21 protein-coding genes, 1 tRNA gene and 1 riboswitch are annotated in these 24,135 nt (G+C 53.2%); of the genes, 15 read left to right on the forward strand and 7 right to left on the reverse strand.

Annotation, left to right across the window (positions count from 1 at the left end; genetic code table 11):
- The first annotated feature begins 61 nt into the window (after positions 1-61).
- Genes uvrA through P9H32_RS13060 form a run of 3 tightly spaced genes read left to right on the forward strand, consistent with a single transcriptional unit; the run spans position 62 to position 4,543 of the window.
- Entirely contained in the window at positions 62-2,878 is a 2,817-nt protein-coding gene (uvrA, locus tag P9H32_RS13050; RefSeq protein ID WP_322609352.1) for an excinuclease ABC subunit UvrA, read from the forward strand.
- Positions 2,875-4,215, forward strand: coding sequence for an ATP-binding cassette domain-containing protein (locus tag P9H32_RS13055; protein WP_322609353.1), 1,341 nt, complete (start codon positions 2,875-2,877; stop codon positions 4,213-4,215). Before uvrA ends, P9H32_RS13055 begins: the two co-directional genes overlap by 4 nt.
- Positions 4,199-4,543 carry an SET domain-containing protein gene (locus P9H32_RS13060; protein WP_322609354.1) on the forward strand — a complete coding sequence of 115 codons (345 nt, stop codon included), beginning with the start codon at positions 4,199-4,201 and terminating at the stop codon, positions 4,541-4,543. The genes P9H32_RS13055 and P9H32_RS13060 overlap by 17 nt, the downstream gene beginning before the upstream one ends.
- Here the strand turns inward: P9H32_RS13060 and P9H32_RS13065 are convergent.
- From P9H32_RS13065 to thiE, 4 genes are all read right to left on the reverse strand, one after another.
- Positions 4,540-5,688 carry a 4-phosphoerythronate dehydrogenase gene (locus tag P9H32_RS13065; RefSeq protein WP_322609355.1) on the reverse strand — a complete coding sequence of 383 codons (1,149 nt, stop codon included), beginning with the start codon at positions 5,686-5,688 and terminating at the stop codon, positions 4,540-4,542. The genes P9H32_RS13060 and P9H32_RS13065 overlap by 4 nt on opposite strands.
- Positions 5,689-5,743: 55 nt before the next feature.
- Positions 5,744-6,076 (reverse strand): hypothetical protein, encoded by a 333-nt coding sequence (locus tag P9H32_RS13070; protein WP_322609356.1) that lies wholly within the window; start codon positions 6,074-6,076, stop codon positions 5,744-5,746.
- Positions 6,077-6,092: 16 nt separating this feature from the next.
- A tRNA-Leu gene (locus tag P9H32_RS13075) sits at positions 6,093-6,177 on the reverse strand.
- Positions 6,178-6,225: 48 nt separating this feature from the next.
- Positions 6,226-6,852 carry a thiamine phosphate synthase gene (thiE, locus tag P9H32_RS13080; RefSeq protein WP_322609357.1) on the reverse strand — a complete coding sequence of 209 codons (627 nt, stop codon included), beginning with the start codon at positions 6,850-6,852 and terminating at the stop codon, positions 6,226-6,228.
- 92 nt (positions 6,853-6,944) lie between these two features.
- Here thiE and P9H32_RS13085 point away from each other — a divergent pair, with 92 nt between their 5' ends.
- A complete protein-coding gene (locus P9H32_RS13085; RefSeq protein WP_322609358.1) occupies positions 6,945-7,718 on the forward strand; it encodes a hypothetical protein in 774 nt (257 codons plus the stop codon).
- Between the two features lie 197 nt (positions 7,719-7,915).
- Here the strand turns inward: P9H32_RS13085 and P9H32_RS13090 are convergent, their stop codons facing one another.
- Both P9H32_RS13090 and bioB read right to left on the reverse strand, forming a co-directional pair.
- Complete coding sequence (locus P9H32_RS13090; protein WP_322609359.1) at positions 7,916-8,896, reverse strand: tRNA dihydrouridine synthase; 981 nt, start codon at positions 8,894-8,896, stop codon at positions 7,916-7,918.
- Positions 8,897-8,948: 52 nt separating this feature from the next.
- A complete protein-coding gene (gene bioB / locus P9H32_RS13095) occupies positions 8,949-9,950 on the reverse strand; it encodes a biotin synthase BioB (protein WP_322609360.1) in 1,002 nt (333 codons plus the stop codon).
- Between the two features lie 140 nt (positions 9,951-10,090).
- A riboswitch (TPP riboswitch) is annotated at positions 10,091-10,191 on the forward strand.
- 49 nt (positions 10,192-10,240) lie between these two features.
- Between bioB and thiC the strand changes: the two genes are divergently transcribed.
- The gene (gene thiC / locus P9H32_RS13100; RefSeq protein ID WP_322609361.1) at positions 10,241-12,154 is read left to right on the forward strand and encodes a phosphomethylpyrimidine synthase ThiC; all 1,914 of its coding nucleotides are present in this window, start codon (positions 10,241-10,243) and stop codon (positions 12,152-12,154) included.
- On the opposite strand, the gene P9H32_RS13105 is transcribed toward thiC, so the two are convergent.
- Positions 12,151-13,758, reverse strand: a complete 1,608-nt coding sequence (locus P9H32_RS13105) for a malectin (RefSeq protein WP_322609362.1) — start codon at positions 13,756-13,758, stop codon at positions 12,151-12,153. The two genes, thiC and P9H32_RS13105, sit on opposite strands and share 4 nt — an antisense overlap.
- Positions 13,759-13,909: 151 nt before the next feature.
- On the opposite strand from P9H32_RS13105, the gene P9H32_RS13110 reads away from it, so the two are divergent.
- From P9H32_RS13110 to P9H32_RS13155, 10 genes are all read left to right on the forward strand, one after another.
- Positions 13,910-14,719, forward strand: coding sequence for an enoyl-ACP reductase FabI (locus P9H32_RS13110; protein ID WP_322609363.1), 810 nt, complete (start codon positions 13,910-13,912; stop codon positions 14,717-14,719).
- 75 nt (positions 14,720-14,794) lie between these two features.
- Entirely contained in the window at positions 14,795-15,895 is a 1,101-nt protein-coding gene (gene ychF, locus P9H32_RS13115; protein ID WP_322609364.1) for a redox-regulated ATPase YchF, read from the forward strand.
- A 770-nt stretch (positions 15,896-16,665) separates the two neighbouring features.
- Entirely contained in the window at positions 16,666-17,283 is a 618-nt protein-coding gene (locus P9H32_RS13120; RefSeq protein WP_322609365.1) for an OmpH/Skp family outer membrane protein, read from the forward strand.
- A gap of 1 nt (position 17,284) precedes the next feature.
- Complete coding sequence (gene lpxD / locus P9H32_RS13125) at positions 17,285-18,319, forward strand: UDP-3-O-(3-hydroxymyristoyl)glucosamine N-acyltransferase (RefSeq protein ID WP_322609366.1); 1,035 nt, start codon at positions 17,285-17,287, stop codon at positions 18,317-18,319.
- A gap of 289 nt (positions 18,320-18,608) precedes the next feature.
- A complete protein-coding gene (locus tag P9H32_RS13130; protein ID WP_322609367.1) occupies positions 18,609-20,645 on the forward strand; it encodes a glutamine synthetase III family protein in 2,037 nt (678 codons plus the stop codon).
- 251 nt (positions 20,646-20,896) lie between these two features.
- Positions 20,897-21,331, forward strand: a complete 435-nt coding sequence (locus tag P9H32_RS13135; RefSeq protein ID WP_322609368.1) for an Hsp20/alpha crystallin family protein — start codon at positions 20,897-20,899, stop codon at positions 21,329-21,331.
- A 14-nt stretch (positions 21,332-21,345) separates the two neighbouring features.
- Entirely contained in the window at positions 21,346-21,729 is a 384-nt protein-coding gene (locus P9H32_RS13140) for an Hsp20/alpha crystallin family protein (protein WP_322609369.1), read from the forward strand.
- Between the two features lie 24 nt (positions 21,730-21,753).
- Positions 21,754-22,236, forward strand: coding sequence for an Hsp20/alpha crystallin family protein (locus P9H32_RS13145; RefSeq protein ID WP_322609370.1), 483 nt, complete (start codon positions 21,754-21,756; stop codon positions 22,234-22,236).
- Between the two features lie 207 nt (positions 22,237-22,443).
- Positions 22,444-23,382 carry an ABC transporter ATP-binding protein gene (locus P9H32_RS13150; protein ID WP_322609371.1) on the forward strand — a complete coding sequence of 313 codons (939 nt, stop codon included), beginning with the start codon at positions 22,444-22,446 and terminating at the stop codon, positions 23,380-23,382.
- Positions 23,382-24,128 (forward strand): ABC transporter permease, encoded by a 747-nt coding sequence (locus tag P9H32_RS13155; RefSeq protein WP_322609372.1) that lies wholly within the window; start codon positions 23,382-23,384, stop codon positions 24,126-24,128. Before P9H32_RS13150 ends, P9H32_RS13155 begins: the two co-directional genes overlap by 1 nt.
- The last annotated feature ends 7 nt before the right edge of the window (positions 24,129-24,135 follow it).

Consider the following 24,135-nt stretch of genomic DNA (forward strand, 5'->3'; position numbering starts at 1 on the left):
CAGGTTGAATAATGTGATGCTTACGAAGCGGGAAGCTTGGTAGGTATTGAAGGAAAAAACTATGGCGAAACAGTGGATCAATGTGGCGGGCGCGCGGGAGCACAACCTGAAGGATGTGCATGTTAAAATTCCGCGTGATGAACTGACGGTGGTGACGGGGCTGAGCGGATCGGGAAAATCGTCGCTGGCGTTTGACACAATCTATGCAGAGGGGCAGCGCAAATATGTGGAGAGCCTTTCGGCCTACGCGCGTCAGTTTCTCGGCCAGATGCAGAAGCCGGATGTGGATTATATTGAAGGGCTGTCGCCGGCAGTTTCGATTGAGCAGCGTACGGCCGGATCGAACCCGCGGTCGATCGTGGCCACGACGACGGAGATTTATGACTATCTGCGCCTGTTGTTTGCAAGCATCGGAAAACCGCATTGCTACAAATGCGGAAAACCGGTGACGAGTCAGAGCGCGGAGGAGATTGTTGAGCAGCTGATGCAGCTGCCGGCCAAAACCAAACTGATGATTCTTGCGCCGTATGTGCGGGGCCGAAAAGGCGAGCATGTTGAGGTTTATGAAACGATGCGCAAGCAGGGTTTCGTACGGGCGCGTGTGGATGGCGAAACCTATGAAATTGAAAAAGTCCCGAAGCTGAAGAAAACGTTCAAGCATACGATTGAAGCGGTGGTGGATCGCTTGGCGATTAAGGATGATATCCGCAGCCGCATGACGGATTCGGTGGAGTTGGCGCTGGGCGAGGCGGACGGGCTGGTGACGGTTTTGATTGCCAAAGAGGATGGCAGCTGGGAAGAGAAAATGTTCTCGGAGCACAATGCCTGCCTTGATTGCGGTATCAGTTTCGACAAATTGGAGGCGCGGCATTTTTCGTTTAACAGTCCGTATGGAGCCTGTCCGACGTGCCACGGTCTGGGTACGCAGATGGTGTTCGATGAAGACCAGGTGATTCCGGATAAAACGATGGCGGTGGAATCATGCGTTCATCCGTGGCGCTACGGCGGGCGGCGGATGATTGTTTATCATAAAAAACTGCTGCAGGCGGTGGCGGCCAAAAACGGGATTGATCCCGCGACGCCGTTTAATGAATTGCCGAAAAAGGTGCAGCAGCAGATTCTACACGGCACGGGCGATGAGCCGATTGAATATTATATGCGCCGCCGCCTGATCTCCAAACCGTTCCCGGGGGTCTTCAATATGCTGATGGACCGGGTGGAGAATAATGAAAGCGAAGCGATGAGCCACTGGCTGCGCGGCTACATGACCCGATGCATCTGTCCCGACTGCAACGGTGCCCGGCTGCGGCCGGCGGTGTTGGCCTGTCGAATGAACGGGCGGAATATCCGGGAGATTATATCGGACTCGGTGATTGATTCGCAGCGGTTTTTCCAATCGTTGGAACTGACGAAGCAGGAAGAGCTGATTACCAGGGAAATCCTGAAGGAGATTCGGGCACGGCTCAGTTTTATGGTGAACGTGGGGCTGGACTATCTCAACCTTGACCGCGAGAGCGGAACGCTTTCGGGCGGCGAGGCGCAGCGTATTCGGCTGGCCACGCAGATCGGTGCGGGGCTGGTGGGTGTGGTTTATGTGCTGGACGAACCGAGTATCGGGCTGCATCAGAAGGATAATGACCGGTTGATTCAGACGTTGCAGGGGCTGCGGGATCTGGGCAATACGGTGATCGTGGTGGAGCACGATGAGCAGACGATTCGCACGGCGGATTTTGTAGTCGATATGGGTCCGGCGGCGGGACGGCATGGCGGTGAGGTGGTCTTTGCGGGGCGGACTGATAAGCTGATGAAGGCGGATACGCTGACGGCGAAATATCTTCGCGAAGAGCTGAAGGTGGAGATTCCGGAAAAGCGGACGAAGCCGTACAAAGGCTGGATCGAGCTGAAGGGGGCGGAGGCGAATAACCTGAAAAAGGTGAATGCCAAGTTCCCGTTGGGGCTTTTTACCTGTGTGACCGGAGTTTCGGGCAGCGGAAAAAGTACGCTGACCGACTACACGCTGAAGCGCGCGCTGGCGCGGCATTTCAACGGATCGAAGGATACACCGGGTAAGCATAAAGAGGTAAAAGGGCTGGAGCTGGTGGATAAAATGATTGTGATCGATCAGTCGCCGATCGGCCGAACACCGCGGTCGAATCCCGCGACTTACACCGGGGCCTTTACGGATATTCGCGATCTGTTTGCGACGCTGCCGGCATCGAAGATGCGCGGTTATAAACCGGGGCGTTTCAGTTTTAATGTGAAGGGCGGTCGCTGCGAACGCTGCAAGGGCGACGGTATCCTGAAGATTGAGATGCATTTTCTGCCGGATGTGTATGTGCCGTGTGAGCAGTGTAATGAAAAGCGGTACAATAAGGAGACGCTGGAAGTTCATTATAAAGGCAAGAGTATTGCCGATGTGCTGGATATGACGATCAGCGAGGCGCTGGACTTTTTTGAGGCGGTGCCGAAGATTCAGCGGAAGATGAAAACGCTGTGCGATGTGGGGCTTGGTTATTTGAAGCTGGGGCAGCCGGCGACGACCCTTTCGGGCGGTGAGGCGCAGCGGGTAAAGCTTTCGACGGAGCTGAGCAAACGGTCGACGGGGCAGACGGTGTATATTCTCGATGAGCCGACGACCGGTCTGCATTTTGCGGATGTGCACAAGCTGTTGGAGGTGCTCGAGCGTCTGCGTGATGAAGGCAATACGGTCATCGTGATTGAGCATAACCTCGATATGATCAAGCGGGCGGACTATATCGTGGATATGGGCCCGGGCGGCGGAGTGAACGGTGGAAAGGTTGTTGTTTCCGGTCCGCCGGAAAAGATTGCAAAATGTGAAGGATCCTTTACCGGTCAGTATCTGAAGGAGTTGCTTTGATCGAAACCATTAGTTCATTTCTTTCATCGGGATCATCCTGCGCGATTCTCGGAACGAATGGATCGGGCAAGAGTCTGCTTGCGGTTGAGCTTTTCCAGAGGTCGGACGTTTTGTGTTCGCTGGTGTCGCTGGAGCAGCATCTTGAGGTGATCGAGGAGGAGCGCCGGAACGATGATTCGGATTTTATGAATTGTCCGGACCCGGGGCGTTCGGTGCGGCAGTTTGTTTCCGAGGGCGGGGCGATTACGCCGGAAATCGAGCGGCGCTTTAAGCAGCTGGGCATGGAGTCGATTCTCGGGCGGGGCCTTCGTTTTCTTTCGACCGGGGAGTTTCGTAAGGCACAGCTGGTGCGGGCGCTGGCGGAAAAGCCGAAGCGCCTGATTCTGGATGAACCGTTCGACGGGCTGGACGCGGGGTCACAACAGGAACTGACTTCGGTACTGAACCAGCTGGCAACCGAGGGGCTGCAGCTGGTGCTGTTGCTGAATCGGGTGGATGAAATTTGTGATGCGGTTCAAAATATCTTTCTGATTGATGAGTCGGGGCTGGTGGGCCGGGTGGAGGCCGGGGAGGAGCTGGAGCGTTTTTTCAGAATGCATGAGCTTCCGGCAGTGCTGCCGGAGCCGCCGGAGCGGGCACGACTGATTCTTGAATCGGGGTCCCCTTTAATCGAGGTGAAAAATGCACGGGTGGCCTATGGGGGGCGTCCGGTTTTCGAGGGATTGAACTGGCGGGTGGAGCGCGGTGAACACTGGCAGATTTACGGCCCGAACGGTTGCGGGAAAACGACGCTGCTGGATATGGTGAGCGGAGATTTGCCTCAGCTGTATGCCAATGATATTACGGTGTTCGGAACCCGGCGGGGTTCGGGGGAGAGCGTGTGGGATATAAAAAAATATATCGGCCATGTGTCGTCGGCGGTGCAGGTGAATTACCGGGTGGCGACGTCGATTCTGAATGTGGTGATCTCGGGGCTTCATGACTCGATCGGAGTTTATCGCAGCCCGTCGCCGCATGAAATACGGTGCGCAAAGGAGTGGATCAATCTGCTGCATCTGGGACATAAAATGGAGCAGCCGTTGCGGCGGCTTTCGTATGGGGAACAGCGGATGGTTCTGATTGCGCGGGCCATGATCAAGCGGCCGGAACTGTTGATTCTGGATGAGCCGTGTCAGGGTCTGGATGAAGTGAACCGGCGGACCGTTTTGAATCTGATTAATTCGATTGGTGAAAACAGCGGTACAACGTTGCTGTATGTTTCACACCATGCCACGGATAGAATTCCGTGTATTAAACGGCAACTGAAGATGGGGAATAATTATGCCGAATATGCATAAAGTTGAAGTGAAAGAGAGTCCGATTCACGGACGCGGGGTCTATGCGAAAAAAAAGATCAAGGCGGGGGTGAAAATCGGCACCTATCATGGCGATGAAACCGGTGAGGACGACACCTATGTGCTGTGGGTTACGGATGAGGATGGAAAAGAATATGGAATTGATGGAACGTCGGATCTGAAATTTCTGAATCACTCTCAGGAGCCGAATGCCGAGTTTGACGGGGATGAACTTTATGCATTGCGCGATATCCTTCCCGGGGAAGAGATCACGTTTCACTACGGTGAAATTTTCGAGGAATGGCTCGCGTCGATCGTGGATGAAGATTAGGTCGTTTTAAAACCGAGCGCTTTGCATTTTCGGGTTAGGTCACTGGATGCATTATGCAGCCTGAGTTCCGTATTATGGAATTCGCGGCGTATGCGGTAGTTTTTTCTAAGTTGGTCAAATCTGCGCGCGCGGTCGATTTCACAGTGAACGGCGGCCTCGCGGATCAACCGATCGTCCTCTTCGATATTGTATACGCGGCGAATGATATCGAGCAGGATTTCTTCGTCGTTGCGGCCGGCGCAGTCGATTTCAATTTCCGGGACCTCCGGTGTCGGAAGTGAAGCGGAAATATCCCACGTTTTCCGAAGTTCGAAAAAGTTGCAGAGTTCGTTATAGCAGGCAACGGTGCCGTTGAGTTTTCCTTCGTAGGAATGGCCGGCAATGTGGGGCGAGGCGAGGTCGGCCAGTTTAAGTACATCGGTTCGGAAGGCGGGCTCCGGCGACCAGACATCGATGATGGTCTGCGCAACGGCTCCGCTGCTTTTGGCATCGAGCAGGGCGTCGTAATCGCAGACACTGCCGCGGGCGGCGTTGATGAAAACGGCTCCGGGTTTCATTTGCTCAAAAAAGAGCCAGTCGGCCATGCGCTCGGTCGGCCAGGGTTTGTGTTTCACCAGCGGGACGTGAAGGGTGACAATATCGGATTCGGCGAGCAGGTTTTCCAGAGGTTGGAAGTCGGGATCGGCTGAAACGGCGGCCAGCGGCGGATCGTTGCGCAGGACATTCATGCCGAGGGCGTGGCATTTTTTGACGACGCGGCTTCCGACGTTGCCGCAGCCGATGACGCCGATGGTTTTATTTTCGAGGCTGAAGCCATGGCGGTGCCCGAGCGTTAGCAGACCGGCGACCAGATACTCTGAAACGGAGTTGGCGTTGCAGCCCGGGGAGGCACACCAGTAAATACCGTTCCGTTGCAACCAGTCACTGTCGAGGTGATCGGTGCCGGCCGTAGCGGTGCCGACAAATTTAACCGGAGTTTCGCGCAGCAGTTCTTCCGTGGCTTTGGTTTTTGAACGGATGATGAGTGCATCGGCATCGAGCAGATCGTTGCGGCAGATTTCCCGGTCGGGGATCACCACGGTTTCGCCGGCATGGGAAAATGCACGGTCTCCCAGGAGTACAGTTTCTGCACATATAATTTTCATATGGGGATTCTCTGCCGATCAAGAAATATGCACAAGTTCCAATCTCTGGAAAAAATCAGATTTTCTGGCTTTGCTGTTGTTCGCGGAATTGCTTTTCGCGCATGGCGGGGTGGTGCTTTGTGTGGTTGTGGTGCCGTGCGTGGGTGGAGTTTTTCTTCCAGAGATGGGTGTGCCAGAATTTTGCTGTGGCCAGAATAACCAGAAACAGACAGAGAATTCCGGTGATGATGAAAGTCAGTATGCCGCGCTGTTTCCAGATGCCGGTTCCGTCCTCTTGCGAAAAAAAGGACATCGCGGTGAGGGGTCCGATCAGCAGCACCAGAAAAAATGCCGTAATCACGGCGGGGTGCGGGCGCATAGTAAAATGTGGAACTTTTCCTTGTTGCATGTTGTTACCTGAAAAATGGTGGACGAGGAGGGACTCGAACCCTCACGCTGTTGGGCACGGGAACCTAAATCCCGCGTGTCTACCAATTTCACCACTCGTCCATGAAAAAAGTGTTGAGAAGATAGTGGGCACTGCGGTGCGTGCTCAAGTCAATTTATTCGGTTTTTCCAGATGGTCTGAAGTTCCCGAATCGCGCTGCGTGGATTCGTTGACGAATTGACAGCACTGACGACGCAATAGTTTGTGGCCCCTGCCTGCAGGACAATATCCAGATTGCCGGAATGAATGCCGCCGATCACTGCTGCCGTAAGCGGGACTTCGGCGGCAATTCGTCCCGCTTCGGTGATGCCGACGACCGGAGCGGTATCGGATTTGGTTGAGGTGGGGAAGACGGGGCCGATGCCGATGTAGTCGGGTTTTTGTTCCAATGCCTGAAAAGCCTGATTTCTGCTGTGGGTCGAAAGGCCGAAGATTTTGCCTTTTTTTGCCCAGCGTTTGCGCGCCTCGGTCAGGTTAAGATCGTTCTGTCCCAGGTGGATACCGTCGGCATCGCAGTCCATGGCGCTTTCAAGATCGTCGTTGATGATGAGGCGGGTGGCCGTTCCGGAAGTGATTGATTTGAGCCGTTTGCCCATGTCGACCATGTCGCTTCGTGCCGCGTTTTTCATACGCAACTGGAGATATCGTATGTTTTCGGCCACAGCGGCTTCGGTGCAGGCTTCATAGCCCGCGACCGGGTCGGTGAGAATAAGATAGAGTCCAAAACTGTTGTTCATCTTCAAAATATAGGGTAAGTATCTTTGGTTTGATATATTTAATTGTGAAAGCTTGGAAGCAGTTGTTTCCTGTTTATTAGGGTGAGGTTGTTATGGGGTTTAAAGCGTGTTTAATTGCATTCGTTGTTTTTTCTTTGTGTGTGGTGACAAAAGCGGAACTGCATGAATTTAATTTGCCGGACGGACGATCTATAAAGGCCGAAATTGTTGATTTTAACGGAAGGCTTGGATTGGTTGAATTGCGATTGGAAAACGGAAAGGTGAAGAAGGTGAAACCCGCTTTATTTGTGGAGGCCGACCAGGCCTTTATTAAAAACTGGGCGGAGCTTTCCGGATTCCGCAGTCCCTCTTCTTTCAAGGTCAGTGGAAAAAAGAAGCAGATCGAGAAGTGGAAAAATGAGGAAGAGGGTCAGATTCGTTACAGTGATGGAAGTGTTGAAACGGAAGTTATTAGTGTCGAGAAATTTGAAAAATTCAATTATGAGCTGTTGCTGGAAAATAGAAATGCCACTTCGCTTGAAGGGATAACCCTTAAATACTGCATTTTTTACGAGCAGAGTGTGGCGAGCGGATCGGGGACAAAACGGAGTGAGGCCGTTATGAATCAAAAAGTGGTTTCCGGAGCGATGGATGTTCCTGCCTTGAAGGCAAACGGTAAGGCCGTCTTGACGACAAAACCGGTCGTTATTCATGAAAAAGAGTGGTCTGGGGACTATCTGTATGCCGGAGGCGATCCGATTAAAGAACAGGGCGATATTCATGGTGTCTGGATTCGGGTCTCCATGACCGGAGCGGATGGCGAGCCGGTTATACGCGACATCTATGAACCTTCAGGTATACAGGGAAAGTTCACCTGGAAAGAATAAACGCAACATCGGATCGGTGCACCTGGAATAAAAAAACGATGAGCAGGGAATGAGCAGTTCTGCACCAAAAAGTGGAATCATTCATCAATGAATGCTGAAGGATGAAACGCTGAAGCAACCGCGTCCACCGAGGTGAAAATATTCCGGATGACCAAGCCCGTGGTCCATGAGAAGTTTGAATTTAATCGGTCTGATGATCAGGTGATACGATTGAGCAATGTCTTTACATCATCAATACTTTCGGTGCGCATGAGGTTGGCGCGAAGTTCGGCGGCGCCGTTGAAACCTTTAGAGTAGATGGAATAGTAGCGGCGCAGGATGTGGAAGTTTTTTGAGCCCTGCCAGACGCGGTCGAACAGTTCCGTGTGTTTCCAGAGCATCTCGAGTTTTTCCTCTTTGGTACGCTCGCGCTGTTCTTCCATGAAGAGCCAGGGGTTATTGAAAATGCCTCGGCCGATCATCGCTCCGTCGAGGCTGAACCTTTTGCATTTATTCCGCGCTTCTTCCAGGGATTGAACATCGCCGTTTCCAAGGATTGGAAGATTCAGGCCGCGCTCATCGCGAAGCGTTACGGCTTTGGCGATTTCGGACCAGTCGGCCAGTCCGTCGGACATTTGTTTCTGGGTGCGGCCGTGAATAGTCAGTGCCGCGGGCTCGGTTTCGAGGACGTGGCTGATCCACTCTTCGGTCTGGACGGTTTTCAGGCCGATGCGGGTTTTTACGGAAACGGGAAGATCGGAGGCTTCTTTGCAGGCCTGGATGATTTCCTTGGCCAGCGCGGGATTGCCGATCATGCCGGAGCAGCTACCGCGGCGGACCACTTTGGGCACCGGGCATCCCATGTTGATGTCAATACCGTCGAATTCCATTTCGTCGGCAATCTCTTTGATGACGGTCTGGTAGTGTTCCGGTGTATTGCCCCAGATCTGCGCCACGATTTTGACGTTCTTTTCTTCCAGCAGTTTGCGCTCTTCGTCCGTAACGCGCAGGCGGTGGATGACGCGCTTACGTGCTTTCGGATGGACCAGTCCATCGGTTGAAACAAACTCCGTCATTACCACGTGAATGGCTGACGGGTCCGCCACATCGAGCAGCAGTTCGCGCAGGACGGTGTCGGTGACGTCTTCCATCGGCGCAAGCGCAATGATGGGTCGATCTATGGAATTCCAGAAGCTCATTGAAATTTTAAATTTGAAACCTGAAAGAGCTTCAGGTTTCAACGTTCCGGTTTCAGGCTAATGCCGGTTCTTTGGCACCCTGGATTTCGATTTCGAACCCGGCGTCTTCAATCATTTGTTTGTCCTGTTCATATTCTGCGCCGCCGGTAGTGAGATAGCCGGCGGTGAAGATGGAGTTGGCGGGATAAAGAGCGAGAGACTGCAGACCGCGCAGCGTTTTTTCGCGCCCGCCTGCCGCGCGGATTTCCGCGGTCGGGCAGACGAAGCGCATCATGCAGAGCGCGCGGATGCAGTCGTTCGGGGTCAGCGGATTGGGTTTTCCGGAGAACGGGGTGCCCGGGCGCGGATCAAGAAAGTTGACCGGTACGGAATCAACGTCGAGATCGGCCAGCGCAAAAGCGAGGTCGACGCGATCCTGCAGGCTTTCGCCCATGCCGTAGAGCCCGCCGCAGCAGAGATCGAGGCCGACTTTTTTAGCGGTTTTGGCCGTGTGGATGCGTTCTTCGAAATCATGGGTGGTAACCACTTCCGGAAAAAAGTTTTCGGAGGTTTCGAGGTTGTGGTTGAAACGGTTGACGCCCGCCTCTTTCAGTTGTTTGGCTTTTTCTTCGGTCAGCAGGCCGAGGGAAGAGCAGATTTCGAGATTTGGATATTTCTGTTTAATCTGCCGGGTGGCTTCGCAGACGACTTCGAGTTCTTTCGGGCTCGGGGCGCGGGAGCTGGCGACCATGCAGTAGCGCTTGGCGTTGCGGTCGACTGCGGCCTGGGCGCCTTCCACGATGGTTTCGACGGTCTGCATGCTGTAGCGCTCGACGTCGTTTTTATATTTTGAGGACTGCGAGCAGAAGGTGCAGTCTTCCGGGCAGATGCCGCTTTTTACATTCTGCAGCAGGTGGATTGATACGGTTTTTCCGAAGTGTTTTTTTCGGATTCTGAATGCGGCCTGGGCGATCTCCAACAGTTCATCGTTAGAGGATTCCAAAACAGCGAGTGCTTCTTCTTTGGTTATTTTTCCGCCGTTCAGTACGCGGTCGCCAATTGCTTTCCAATCCATTTGTTCTCTCCAAAAGGGGGTTAAGAGCGCGCATATTATCACGCAAACGGAGCTTGTAAACTGTGCAAAGCGTGAAATGTGATCAATATAGTCAGTATTATAATTTGACTCTGTTTGCGCGAAGAGTAGGTTTTGTCGCGATGTATCGCTAGGGGTGCCCGGTTTAAGAGGAGGCGGGCTGAGAATAACCCTTGGAACCTGTACGGATAATGCCGGCGTAGGGAAGCGAATCTTTTGCTTGCCGCTCCGCGTTTTCCAGACGTTGGAAGAAATCAGATAAGGAGCGAGCCATGATTCAGGAAAAGTACACATACGACGACTACGGAAACAACTACCCCAATTCACGCAAGGTCTACATCTCCGGCAGCCGTCCGGATATCCAGGTGCCGATGCGGGAAATCAAGCTGACCGACACCAAAAAAGCCGACGGTACGGTGGAGGAAAATGCGCCGGTTCTGGTCTACGACACCAGCGGTCCGATGACCGATCCGAACTACACGCTCGATCTTGAAAAAGGGCTGCCGAAACTGCGCGAAGCGTGGATCGAAGAGCGCGGCGATACCGTCAAAACCGAGGCGCGCGGGTTTCAGCCGGGGGATGACGGGCAGGGCGGCGACACCAACCGTATGCCGTTCCAATCTCTGGAAAAAATGGCGCGCGTTGCCAAAGAGGGCGCCAATGTTTCGCAGATGCATTATGCGAGAAAGGGCATCATTACACCGGAGATGGAATATATTGCCATCCGCGAAAATCTCGGCCGGCAGGCGGCATTCAACTCGGTCTATATGAAATCCGAACATGAGACCGGCCTCCTGACCCAGGCGCAGACCGCCGGCATGCGTTCGGCAAATCATCAGCATCCGGGGCAGTCGTTCGGAGCCAACATTCCTGATTTTGTTACGCCTGAATTTGTGCGTGATGAAGTGGCGGCGGGACGGGCGATTATTCCGGCGAATATCAACCATCCGGAAGCGGAGCCGATGATTATCGGCCGCAACTTTCTGGTGAAGATCAATGCGAATATCGGCAACTCGGCGGTGACCTCGAGCATCGGCGAAGAGGTGGAAAAGGTGCAGTGGTCGACGCTTTGGGGCGCGGACACGATTATGGACCTTTCGACCGGCGAAAATATTCATGACACCCGCGAGTGGAACCTGCGTAACTGCCCGGTTCCGGTCGGCACGGTACCGATTTACCAAGCCCTGCAGAAAGTGGGGGAACGTCCGGAGGATCTGACGTGGGAACTGTTCCGCGATACGCTGATTGAGCAGGCGCAGCAGGGCGTCGACTACTTTACGATCCATGCCGGTGTCCGTCTGCGTTATGTGCCGATGACGGCCCAGCGGGTCTGCGGTATTGTGAGCCGCGGCGGATCGATTATGGCAAAGTGGTGCGTCTCGCATCATAAGGAAAGTTTCCTTTACGAACGCTTCCGCGAGATCTGCGAAATCTGCAGGCAGTACGACGTGTCGCTGTCGCTGGGCGACGGCATGCGTCCGGGCGCGATTGCCGATGCCAATGATGAAGCACAGCTCGGCGAACTGGAAACGCTGGGCGAGCTGACGAAGATTGCGTGGGAATATGATGTTCAGGTAATGATTGAAGGTCCGGGCCATGTGCCGCTGCACGGGGTGAAGGAAAATATGGAGTGGGAGCTGGAAGCGTGTCACGAAGCGCCGTTTTACACCCTCGGCCCGCTGACGACCGACGTGGCACCGGGCTATGATCATATCACCAGCGGAATCGGTGCGGCGAACATCGGCTGGTACGGTTGCGCGATGCTTTGTTACGTGACGCCGAAGGAACACCTCGGTTTGCCGAATAAAGAGGATGTGAAAGCCGGCGTGATTACCTACAAAATTGCGGCGCATGCGGCGGATCTGGCGAAAGGGTTCCCCGGCGCGCAGGTGCGCGATAATGCACTGAGTAAGGCGCGGTTTGAATTCCGCTGGGAAGATCAGTTTAATCTGGCGCTTGATCCGGTGACGGCGCGGTCGTTCCACGATTCGACGCTGCCGGGCGAAGAGGCGAAAACGGCACACTTCTGTTCCATGTGCGGGCCGAAGTTCTGCTCCATGCGGATTTCGGAAGATGTCCGCCAGTATGCCGCAGAACAGGGGCTGTCCGAAGAGGAGGCCATTGAAAAAGGCATGCAGGAAAAATCGCAGGAATTCGCGGAGCAGGACGCCGAAATTTATACCTAGTCCGGCACAATCATGATCGCATTCAGCAGGACATTATTGATGCTTGCTGATGCGGTCAGGTTGAGCTGTCCGTCGTTCACCGTTACCGGAAATTCGAGGTCGTATGCGACCCATTTTCCGGGGGCGGCGGCGAAGAGGTCGAGGTTGTTGATCACCGGGTTTCCTTCGATTGCGATATCAAAAACACGCTGATTCGGAGTAGTTGCCCAGGTTTCCGCAAATTTAAGAGTGACGGTATAGCTGCCGTTGGCCAGCGGAATATTGTAGGCGGTAAAATTCGAGCGCGCTTCGTTGTACAGGGCGTCGTTGTCGGTGTTTGCAACCGCGGTGCCCGGCGCATTATCGGTATGACCGCCCGCAAAATAAACGTCGGCCTGATATTGGGTTCCATCGGTTCCGGTGAAGGGGCTGCTGCTTCCGCAATTGATCGCTATTGCGGCTGAGTTGGTTGCGGCGGGCGGTGAATTTGTGGCTGGTTTAATAACCACCCGGGCGAAGCGGTTCAGGTTTTCAGGGTCTGGAAGAATCCGCACGGAGGTACGTTCGGTTTCTGAAGATTCGGGGGTTGAAGAAAGGTGTTCGACCCAGTTTGATTGCACGGACCATGTCTCGTTGGAGAGGGCGGTGGTGTGTTCGATGGTGATCCGTGTGTTTTTGGCGTGGTAGTCGAAGCCGGGGATTCCGGTTCCGTTGTTCCATTGGCGGTAGGTCAGTTCAAGTGAATTGGTGGAGATGAGGTTGATCCAGTCGCTGGAATTACCGTAGTCGCGGGCGAGGTAGCGGACGATGCGGCGCAGCACCTCTTTGTTGTCCGCTTTGTTGATGTCGGAGCCGGGGCCGTTGTTCCAGAGGGGCTGGCGGTCGAAAATGGCGATCACATTTCCGTTGCCGATCTGGTTCAGAGCAATGACCGCCCATTGTGGGTTGGCGATGCTGATGCCGCCGGTTCCCGGATTTATATTCCCGCCGGACTGTTTGTTGCTGTCGCTGAGCGGAATCAATATCTGTGCATCCGATGCGGGATCGACCGCAATCGGGGAAACGCCTTCGCCTTCGAAAACGGGCTGGTCCCAGATGATCGGGTTGGAGGAGCCGGCGTCCGGGAAGTAGGCGCGGACGCCGCCGCCCTGGTCGACGGTCACTTCCATTCCGTAATGAGAGAGGATGTTGTTCACTGCATTCTGGCCGGTGGGATTGGTTATGCCTACAACGTTATATTTTCCTCCGGCCGCGGAATCGCTGTACATCAGGATGCCGCCGCCGTCACGGATCCAGGTGTCGAGGGCGGCTTTTTCATCGGCGGACCAGATTTTCTGGTGAAGGCCGAAGATGATGACATCGAACGGTTCAAGGAAGTCGGCGTCGAGGTCGGTTTCGGCATCGTAGTGCTGGGAAATGGTGTAGCCCTGAGCTTCGACCAGGGCCTTGAATTGTGAGCAGCCTGTGTTGCCGGCATCGGTCAGCAGCATCTGATCGTAGGGCGCGGCCCCGCCCGACGGGGTTGTTCCGTCCTTGGCAATGTCGCCGTGGATATAAGCTATGTTTTCAGAAGCCGTTGCTGAACAAATGAATGCAAATAGGAGTGATAGAGTTCTATATGTCATGCTCCAGCATTACCGCATCGAGATAATTGTTTCAAGTTTTCCGCTGTCAGGAATTTATACCTACCGAACTCGGGATGTTTCATGGATTGCCATGTCGGGGTGAAATCACATAGGTTATTGGCCGCTTTTAACGAAAAGGAGTGTAGAGACTATGATTGAGCCAGGAAGCAAATATGTGGTGATGGGCATTCTGAATACCGATTCCATCGCATATGCAACGGGGAAACTGATTGAAGAGCTGGGTGGCGAAGTGATTTGGACGGCTCAGAATGAGCGCATGAAAAAGATCTTTTTCGACCGGGGCTGCAAAGACCTGACGCAGGAAGAAAAAGATGCAATGGATTTCAAATATTGCGACGTGACGATTGATTCTGAGGTGGAAGCGCTGTTTGAAGAAGTCGGCGAAATCTCCGGCGTGCTGCACTCGATCGGCTATGCCAACCCGAAAACCTGTCTCGGTGCTGAAGAAATGTATACGGATGCGACGCAGGACGTGTTGCAGGGGTTTCATATTTCCGCGGCTTCGCTGGCGACGGTGGCTCATTTTGCCGCTCCGAAAATGAAAGAGGGCGGCTCCATTGTTACGCTGTCGTTTGAAGGTTCACGCCCGTTCCCGTACTACAACTGGATGGGTGTCAATAAGGCGGCTCTGGAAGCGCTGGTTCGTGCGCTTGCGCGTAACATGGGTAAGGATTATATCCGTGTGAATGCTGTTTCGGCCGGTCCGCTGACCACGAAAGCGGCGTCTTCGATTCCTTATTTTGATCATCTCTCGAACACCTGGGATGAAATCAGCCCGCTGCCGTGGGATACGGTGGAGGATAAGGTGGAAGTGGCCAATGCCTGCGTCTTCATGCTGGGTAAATATTCCAAGAAGATTACAGGACAGACCATCTTTGTAGACGGCGGCGCCAACTTTATGGGCGGCGTACTGATGGATTTTGAAAAACCGGCAAAGTAAGCTTTGCAGAAGTGCGTGAAAACGTGAGGCGTGATGGATTTCACGGCTCACGTTTCACATGTCAGGAGAAAGACCATGGGACTGAGTGTCGGAATTGTTGGGCTTCCAAACGTTGGAAAGTCGACCATTTTTAATGCGCTGACGCGCGAGCAGAATGCGGAGAGTGCGAACTATCCGTTCTGCACCATTGAACCGAACAAAGCGGTTGTTCCGGTGCCGGATCCGCGGCTGCAGAAGCTGGCGGATATTGCGGGATCGCAGAAGATCCTGCCGGCCACGGTTGATTTTGTGGATATTGCCGGGCTGGTGAAAGGGGCCAGTCAGGGCGAGGGGCTGGGCAATAAATTCCTGACCAATATCCGGGAAACTGATGCGATTCTGCAGGTGGTCCGCTGTTTTGATGATCCCAATGTGGTGCACGTCGACGGCTCGATCGATCCGGTGCGCGATATTGAAATTATCGAGGCCGAGCTGATCATTGCCGATTTCCAGATGATGGAAAATCGGCATAACCGCGTGGTGAAAGCGGCGCGCGGGGATAAGGCGATTGCGGCGACGCTTCCGGTTTTCGAGGGTTTGCTGGCACATCTGGGCGAAGGCAAAATGGCCTACACATTTGAAGATAAAGAATCAGATGCGGCCAAAGCGGTGTTTAAGGAGTCTCAGTTCCTGACGGATAAAAAGGTGATTTACTGCTGCAACGTGGATGAAGACGGCCTGATGGAGGACAACGACTACGTCAAGGCGGTGAAAGCCTATGCGGCCGAGCGCGATGCGGATGTGGTTAGAATCTGTGCGAAAATGGAGGAGGAGCTCAACGGCATGTCGGATGAGGAGCGCGATGAATTTCTTGCCGAATTCGGCGTCAAGGAGAGCGGACTCGATCAGATCATTCATACCGGCTACCACACGCTCGGACTGATCAGCTATCTGACGCAGGGTCCGAAAGAGACGCGCGCCTGGACCATCCATCGCGGCGATACCGCACCGAAAGCGGCCGGGGTGATTCATACCGATTTCGAGCGCGGGTTTATTCGGGCGCAGGTGATTTCGTATGATGATTTCATTGAGAAGGGCGGCGAGGCGGCCTGTCGTGATGCGGGATTGCTGCGCACGGAAGGAAAAGAGTATGTGGTGCAGGATGGCGACGTGATCGAATTTCTGTTTAACGTCTGATTTTTCCCGGATTAGTAAAATGCCCGTTCTTTTTGGGGAGCGGGCTTTTTTTGTGCTCCGATTGCTGTTGGTGTTGTGGCGCCGAAAGAGGTGCGGCCGAACCGGCCGGAAGCGGTTAACCGCGCTGTTGACGTGGGGGGCATACATCTCCGGGAGTTGCTGATTCGATTACGGAAAAATGTTCAGCGGAATGGCGCATAAAAAAAGCGACGCAAGGAAAAGAGGAGGGAAACCTTGCGCCGCTAAAAACAGAGAACCCAACCGGGAACCCGTTTTTCAGGGAGTTGTTACGGTGTGTTAGACCCGTTTTTCTAAAAGGGTTCAAAAAAGGACTCACTTTTTTTCAGGGGCTCGAAAAAAAGGTAAAAAAAACGGCGGAAGGAAAAGAGGAGGGAAACCTGCCGCCGAAAAACGGGAACCCAACAAGATACCCATTTTTAAATAAATTATGGTTCTCATTCGCTGAGAACGGCGTCAATTGATCACGAAATTCGGGGGTTGGCCAGAATATTTTTTTTGTAATGGCCAAAATTTCCGGCTGAACCAGCATTATCTGCTCTGATACAAGGAGTAATAATAGCTTGGAAAAATTGCTTTTTTTGAGGGCGATGAGCTGGATTTTACTCCGATTCGAGTTTTTTTTATCGAATGGTTGCGCTGATTCATCACTCAGTAGTGATTTCTGACTTTGGAAAGGTCAACGAATAGATTGTAAGGCGGTTTCGGGTTGGTTAGAGTTTTTTCCTGTTTTTTACCGAAAGGATAATTCCATGAATAAGCTGTTTTCTCTGTTTTTTCTCACTCTGTTTCTGTTGCTCGGCAGTGCCCGTGCTGCGGACGAAATTGCTTTTGTAGATCTGCAGGAGGTATTCAGACAGTTCTATAAAACACAGTTGGCGCAGGACCAGATGCGGCAGCAGGCCGATGACATTAAACTGGAGCGCGATGAAATCGAGGACGAGGTCAAGGTGCTTAAAGAAGAGATTGATGTGTTGCGTGCTGATTCGCGCGATAAGACCTTGCCGGAGGATGTGCGACAGAATAAACGGGATCAGCTGGAGGAAAAGCTGGTTGAGCTGCAGCGCAAGGAGCAGGATATGACTGATTTCGAAAAACTGCGCAGGGAGCAGATGGAGCAGCAGAATACGCGGATGACCAAAAAGCTGTTCGATGAGATTCATGAGGTGCTCATTCAGCACGCCAAAGCTAAGGGTTACACCGCTGTGATAGATCGCTCTGCGCAGAGCCGGATCGGTACGGAGATGATTCTTTACACAAGCCCGAAGGTTGATATTACAGCCGATTTGCTGGCGGTTCTGAACGAAGGCCGGGAGCCTACGAAAAGTGAACGGGCTGCCTTTTCCGCTGAGCCTAAGGTGGGGGAATAAAATGAAGCTTTCAGATATTGCTGAGCGTGTGGGCGGAGTGCTCGAAGGGAATGGAGATCTGGAGATTACTGCCGTGGCCGGTTTGCGAGAGGCTGCGCGGGGCGATATCAGTTTTCTGGCGAATCCGAAATATGCGGCTCAGGTTGCCGGGACCCATGCTTCTGCCGTCATTGTTCCGCAGGATTGGGATCGCGCGGGAAAATGTGCGTTGATACGTGTGGAGAATTCGGATCAGGCGTTTGCTCAGGTTGCGGAGTTTTTCTACGAACCCGTCCCGCTGTCCCCGCCGGCTGTACATCCGACCGCCGTCGTTGCGGAGGGTGCAAAACTGGGAGAGGGTGTTTCAATCGGAGCGCATGTGGTCATTGATGATGGCGTAGTGGTTGGTGACGGTACGGTCATCGAACCACAGTGTTTTATTGGGTATAAAACGGTGATTGGCAGCAACTGTCATTTTTATCCGCAGGTTTCCACGCGTGAATTTACAGAGATAGGAAACAACGTGATCGTTCATAACGGCACAGTGATTGGTTCAGACGGATTCGGCTATGCCGTGCAGGAAGATGGGTCGCGCACTAAAATTCCTCAGATTGGAAAAGTGGTGATCGAGGACGATGTCGAGATCGGGGCGAATGTGACGATCGACCGGGCGCGTTTTGGAAAAACCCGGATCGGAAAGGGCACGAAAATCGATAATCTTGTTCAGATTGCCCATAACGTGGTGGTCGGCGAGCATTCGGTAATGTGCGGTCAGGTCGGTGTTTCCGGAAGTTCCATTATCGGGTCGAAGGTGATTCTCGCCGGACAGGCCGGGCTGGCGGGGCACCTTGAAGTGGGCGATGGTGCCATTGTCGGAGCCCAATCGGGGGTGATGCGTGATGTTCCTGCCAAAGATTTTGTGATCGGTTCGCCTGCCATGAATCACCTGCAGGCGAAAAAGGTGATAGCGGGCACGGTGACGCTTCCGAAACTGAAGGAAAAAGTGAAAAAGCTCGAAGCCGAAGTGGCTAAGCTTTCCGCCGCCAAAACCGTTTAGATGTGGGCGCAGGACTTGCCAAATATGTAGTTATGTTTCAAAGATGGCTACAAATATGTGTTTAAATTTTTTTCGGATCATATCGGAATGTTATGTAACATATTGTTTCCGAGGAGGATGGGTGTGCTGCAGGGGTTTGGTACACTACATGCTCAAACGCAGGCAAATATTTTAGAAACATCTGATTTTATCAGAGCCGGTTATTCCTCGGCTTGGAAAGCTGGATTTCTTTAAAGTAGGGTGCATTACCGTCGGTTGCCGACGGTGATTTAATTATTAAGGAGAAAAAATGAGTAATAATATCGAAGCATTCGGTGATCTGGTATTCGGTCTGCCTGTAATGGAAGCCCGACTTTCGGAGCCGACCTTTGAATCGCTGAAAAAAACGATCGATTCCGGCACCGCACTGGATCCATCCATTGCGGATGAAGTGGCCGAAGCCATGAAGGAATGGGCGATGGAAAAGGGGGCGACCCACTACACACATTGGTTCCAGCCGCTGACCGGCTCTACAGCCGAAAAACATGATTCGTTCATTTTTCCTGACTTCAAAGGCGGTGTGGTTACTCAATTCAGCGGAGATGAACTTATTCAGGGCGAGCCCGATGCCTCTTCTTTCCCGTCCGGCGGCCTGCGTGCAACCTTCGAAGCCCGTGGTTACACCGGCTGGGATCCCTCCAGCCCGGCGTTCATTAAATATGATTCCTGCGGTGCCACGACGCTGACCATCCCGACTGTATTCTGCGGCTATAACGGTGAAGCGCTCGACAAAAAGACCCCGTTGCTGCGTTCGATGAAAGTTCTGTCCGAACAAACCGTACGTCTCGGCAAGCTCTTTGGTATCGACTGCGGCGACGCCATGGCCAAAGCGACCCTCGGTTCCGAGCAGGAATATTTTCTGATCGATGCCGATCTTTACGCCCAGCGTCCGGACCTGATCCGTACCGGCCGTACGCTCTTCGGTAAGCCGGCATCCAAACACCAGCAGCTCGACGACCACTATTTCGGTGCCATCAAACACCGCGTTGCGGCCTTTATGGCGGACCTCGATAAAGCGCTTTGGGAATCCGGTGTTTTGGCGAAAACCCGCCATAACGAGGTGTGCCCGGCGCAGTTCGAGATTGCTCCGGTTTTCGAAACACTTAATGTTTCCGTGGACCGTAATATGATTACCATGGAAACACTGAAGGTCACCGCTGAGAAGCACGGCTTCGAATGTCTGTTGCACGAAAAACCGTTTGCAGGTGTGAACGGTTCCGGTAAACACAATAACTGGGCCCTTGCCGGTCCGGACGGAAAGAACTGGCTGTCTCCGGGAGACAATCCGCACGAAAATGCCAAGTTCATGACCATCGTTGTGGCGTTGCTGAAAGCGGTTGATACGCATGCGGATCTACTTCGCGTATCGGTTGCATCGGCCGGAAATGATCACCGTCTGGGAGCCAACGAAGCTCCTCCGGCGGTTGTTTCTGTATTCCTGGGCGACCAGCTGACGGATATTATCGAACAGATCGAAGCCGGCGGTGCTAAAGAATCCAAGGATGGAGGACATATTGAACTCGGCGTCGATATGCTGCCGAAACTTCCCCGCGGAAACACCGATCGTAACCGTACCTCCCCGTTTGCATTTGTGGGTAACCGCTTCGAGTTCCGTGCGGTGGGCTCCAATCAGAGCCCGGCCGGAGCGAACGTTGTGCTCAACACGATTGTTGCTGAAGCATTCGACTACATCTGCACGGAAATTGAAGCCGGTCTTGAAAAAGGCGGTGAATTCAATGCGGTACTGCAGAAAGTGCTGGCTGGTGTGATCAAAGAGCACAAACGCATTCTTTATAATGGCGACGGTTACACCGATGAGTGGATCAAGGAAGCCACTGAAGAGCGCGGTTTGCCGAATCTGGTGACCACCGCGGATGCTCTGCCGGTGTTGCAGACGCAGAAAGCCAAAGATCTGTTTGCCAAGTATAATGTACTGAGCAATGAAGAGCTTGAGTCCCGCTACAACATTTATGCAGAGAACTATGACACTCTGATTGAGATCGAAGCGGCAACCGCTGCGGACATTGCTAAAACCCTGCTGATTCCGGCGGCGGTTATGGCGATCAACGAATATGCCTCCGTTCCGGCGGTGGCTGGCCTGACGGATGAAATGTCTTCGCTGACCGAAAAAGCGGTTGCCGGTGTGAAAGCACTGGAAGCGGCTGAAGGTCCGGCTGCGCAGATCGAAGCCATGGGTGCACTTCGTGAAACGATCGATGCGCTCGAAGCCATTGTTCCGGCAGAGCTTTGGCCGCTGCCGAGCTATGACGAGCTGCTCGAAGTCTAATCTCTTCGAACATATCGATGAAAGGCCTCCGGGAAATCCGGGGGCCTTTTTTCGTATTCTGCGGTGTGAAAAATTGACACAGGCGGGCAATGGGAATGGTACTTTTTTTCACAGGGTCGGGGGAGTATTGCGCCGATTTTTAATGAATTTCACAGTTTCTCAAATGGCATAGTTTTTGATTAGGGAAGAGGTGTAAGCATCGCTCCCTCGTGATACGTGGAGCGGAAAACAGCAAACGAAAGGAGTGCAAAATGTATTGGAATGATCCCAGAGCATGGAGCCCGTTTGATGAGCTCCGTTCCCTCCAACGGGAAATGAACCGTCTGTTTGACGGTGTTGACAGAGGGGATGCCATGTCCCGCTTCCCGGCACTGAATGTGTGGGGTAATGAAGATCAGGTGGTTGTGACCGCAGAACTTCCCGGACTGAATCCGGACGAAATTGATATCAGTGTGGTTGATAATCAGCTGACAATTAAGGGTGAACGCAAAGCCGACAAGCCGGCGGATGATGCGGTATGTCATCGCTGTGAACGCGATACGGGCCATTTTGTCCGCACAGTACGTCTGCCGTACAGCGTTGAAAACGACCGGGTTTCGGCAAAATATGAAAATGGAGTGCTTTGCGTTTATATGCCGCGGCATGAAGCCAGTAAGCCGAAACGTATTGAAATTAAAGCATCCTGAGGGAGGTGACCGTGATGAAAGATTCCAAAGAAAAAACTATTCAGAAAAAAGATCGCGTGGCCCGGCAGGAGCGGGAATATCTGCCGGCATCGGATATTTATGAAACGGACGATGCCGTCATTATCCGTTTCGATGTGCCCGGTGTGACTCAGGAAGAAGTCGATATTCGGCTGGATAGCACGGAACTTACGGTTTCTGCGCCGCAACACCCGGTTAATCTCGAAGGAATGGATCTGATTATCGGGGAATACGACACCGGAACATTCCGGAGGAAGTTCACTGTCCCGCAGCTTATCGACCGGGATCAAATCAAAGCGCATTTGCGCAACGGGGTACTCAACCTTGAACTCCCTAAGGTGGAAAAGGCAAAACCCCGTAAAATTGAAATTACAACATAGGAGTCAGCAGGAGGATTCAAGGCTATGAAACACGCATTGATGCCCTTCAGAAAACGGTCAATACAAAGTTCGCATGAGTGGGATTATGATCCGTTTGCCCGTCTCTCGCGTGAAATCGACAACCTCATGAATACCTACCATGGCAGATTGAGTGAGGTGGGTGATTTCATGGAACGCGATTTCGGTGTTGAGCTTTCGGAAACGGATCGGCATGTCATCGTTCATGCGGAACTTCCGGGAATGAGCCGTAAAGATATTTATGTATCGCTCGATGAAGATGTGCTGATGATCCGTGCGGTGAGGAGAGAGCAGCGCGAACAGCGCAAACGGGATTATCATATCTCAGAGGTTAACTACGGTGGTGTCAGTCGTTCGATCCGTTTGCCGGTATCGGTAGACAGTGATCGTGCAACCGCCCGGTTTAAGCGTGGTTTGCTGACGTTGAAATTGCCCAAAAACGATCAGTCTGAACTGACTCAGAAACGCATACCGGTGACCGTGGATTAAGGGCGGGACGGGCAGGGGTGATCAGTTGCCCCTGTCCGGACTTTTATACGGGCCGGACGTATCAATTTTCAGCGGAAAAAATTCAACGCGTTCAGTCTTCGTGAGTCTGATTTTATTTTCCAGCTCTTGGAAGAATGGAAAGGCGAGGTATCAAATGCTCCGCCGACGAAAGGGTAATTATAAGTTAAACATAGGAGAGACAAAGTAATGATCAAAGCGGTCGATTTGGTCAGGGACTTCGGGATACGCCGGGCAGTTGACGGCGTTTCTTTTGAGGTCGGAACAGGAACGGTGCTGGGTTTTCTCGGCCCCAACGGCGCCGGAAAAACGACGACGATCCGCATGGTGGCGGGGTTTCTTCCGCCGACATCCGGAACGGTTGAAGTGAAAGGCATCAACGTGGCCGAAAATCCTGTTGCGGCTCAGAAAAGTATCGGCTACATGCCGGAAACCACGCCGCTCTATGAGGATATGACGGTATCCGGATTCCTCCGTTTTCTTGCGGAAGTGCGCGGGTTCAGCGGTAAAGAGCGCGATAGCCGCGTCGACCGCTCTATTGAACGCTGTTTTCTCGGTCCGGTGCGGAACCAGACCATCGATACCCTGTCCAAAGGGTACCGCCAGCGCACCTGTCTCGCGCAGACGCTGCTGCACGATCCGGACCTTCTTCTGCTTGATGAGCCGACCGAGGGGTTGGATCCCAACCAGAAACAGGTTGTGCGTGATATGATCAAAGACATGGCCTCCGAGCGGGTCGTGATGCTCTCGACCCATGTGCTGGAAGAAGTCGAAGCCATCTGCACGCGGGCCATCATTATCAGTGGCGGGAAAGTGGTTGCAGACGATACGCCGGCCGAGCTGAAAACCCGCAGTGCTAAATACAATGCGGTCACTCTTTCCGCCGAAGGAAAGGGGATTGTTGATGCGCTTGAAAAACTTCCGAATGTCGGAAAGGTGGAAACCCTTGATGATGGAAAAATCGTGGCGTTTCCAAAGGGTGGAAAATCTATTGCTCCGGATATTCTCGGCGCTGCTCAGCAGCATAAATGGTCGGTTTCGGATATCAAGGTGGATGAAGGACGGCTGGATGATGTTTTCCGTCAGATCACCACGACTGAAGATACGAAGAAAAAGGAGGTGGCCTGATGAACGAAGCGGCTTCTCATATTCTGGCGGTGGCCAAACGCGAATGGCGGGCCTATTTTGATTCACCGGTGGCTTATGTTTTTATCATCATTTTTCTGATGCTGGCGGGATTTTTCACTTTTTCGCTGGCGCAGTTTTATGAGGCCGGGCAGGCCGACCTGAATGGATTTTTTCAATGGCACCCGTGGCTTTACATGATTCTGGTGCCCGCTGTGGCGATGCGGCTTTGGGCCGAGGAGCGGCGCTCGGGAACGATTGAACTGCTGTTTACAGTTTCCGTGACGCCGCTGCAGGCTCTGCTCGGCAAGTTTCTGGCGGCGTGGCTTTTTATGCTGCTGGCGCTGCTGCTCACTTTTCCGGTGCCGATGACGGCGGCTTATCTCGGATCACCCGACGGTGGAACCATCGTTTCGGGGTATATCGGAAGCGGTCTGCTGGCCGGTGCTTATGTGGCCGCCGGAATTTTTACATCCGCCCTGACCCGGAATCAGGTGATCAGTTTTATTCTGGCTGTGGTGATCGGTCTTTTCCTGATTCTGGCCGGGTACCCGCCGGTGACCGATCTGCTGTCGCGCTGGGCTCCGACCTGGATGGTGGACGGCGTGGCATCGTTCAGTTTTATGACACACTACGAAACGCTTCAGCGCGGGGTGATTGATCTACGCGATCTGATTTATTTTGCATCGGTGATGATCTTTATGCTCTTCACCACCCAGGTGGTGCTGAAAAGCAAGGTCGGCCGTTAACAGGAAG

Origin of the sequence: Pontiella agarivorans, from assembly GCF_034531395.1 — a bacterium.
GTDB lineage: Bacteria > Verrucomicrobiota > Kiritimatiellia > Kiritimatiellales > Pontiellaceae > Pontiella > Pontiella agarivorans.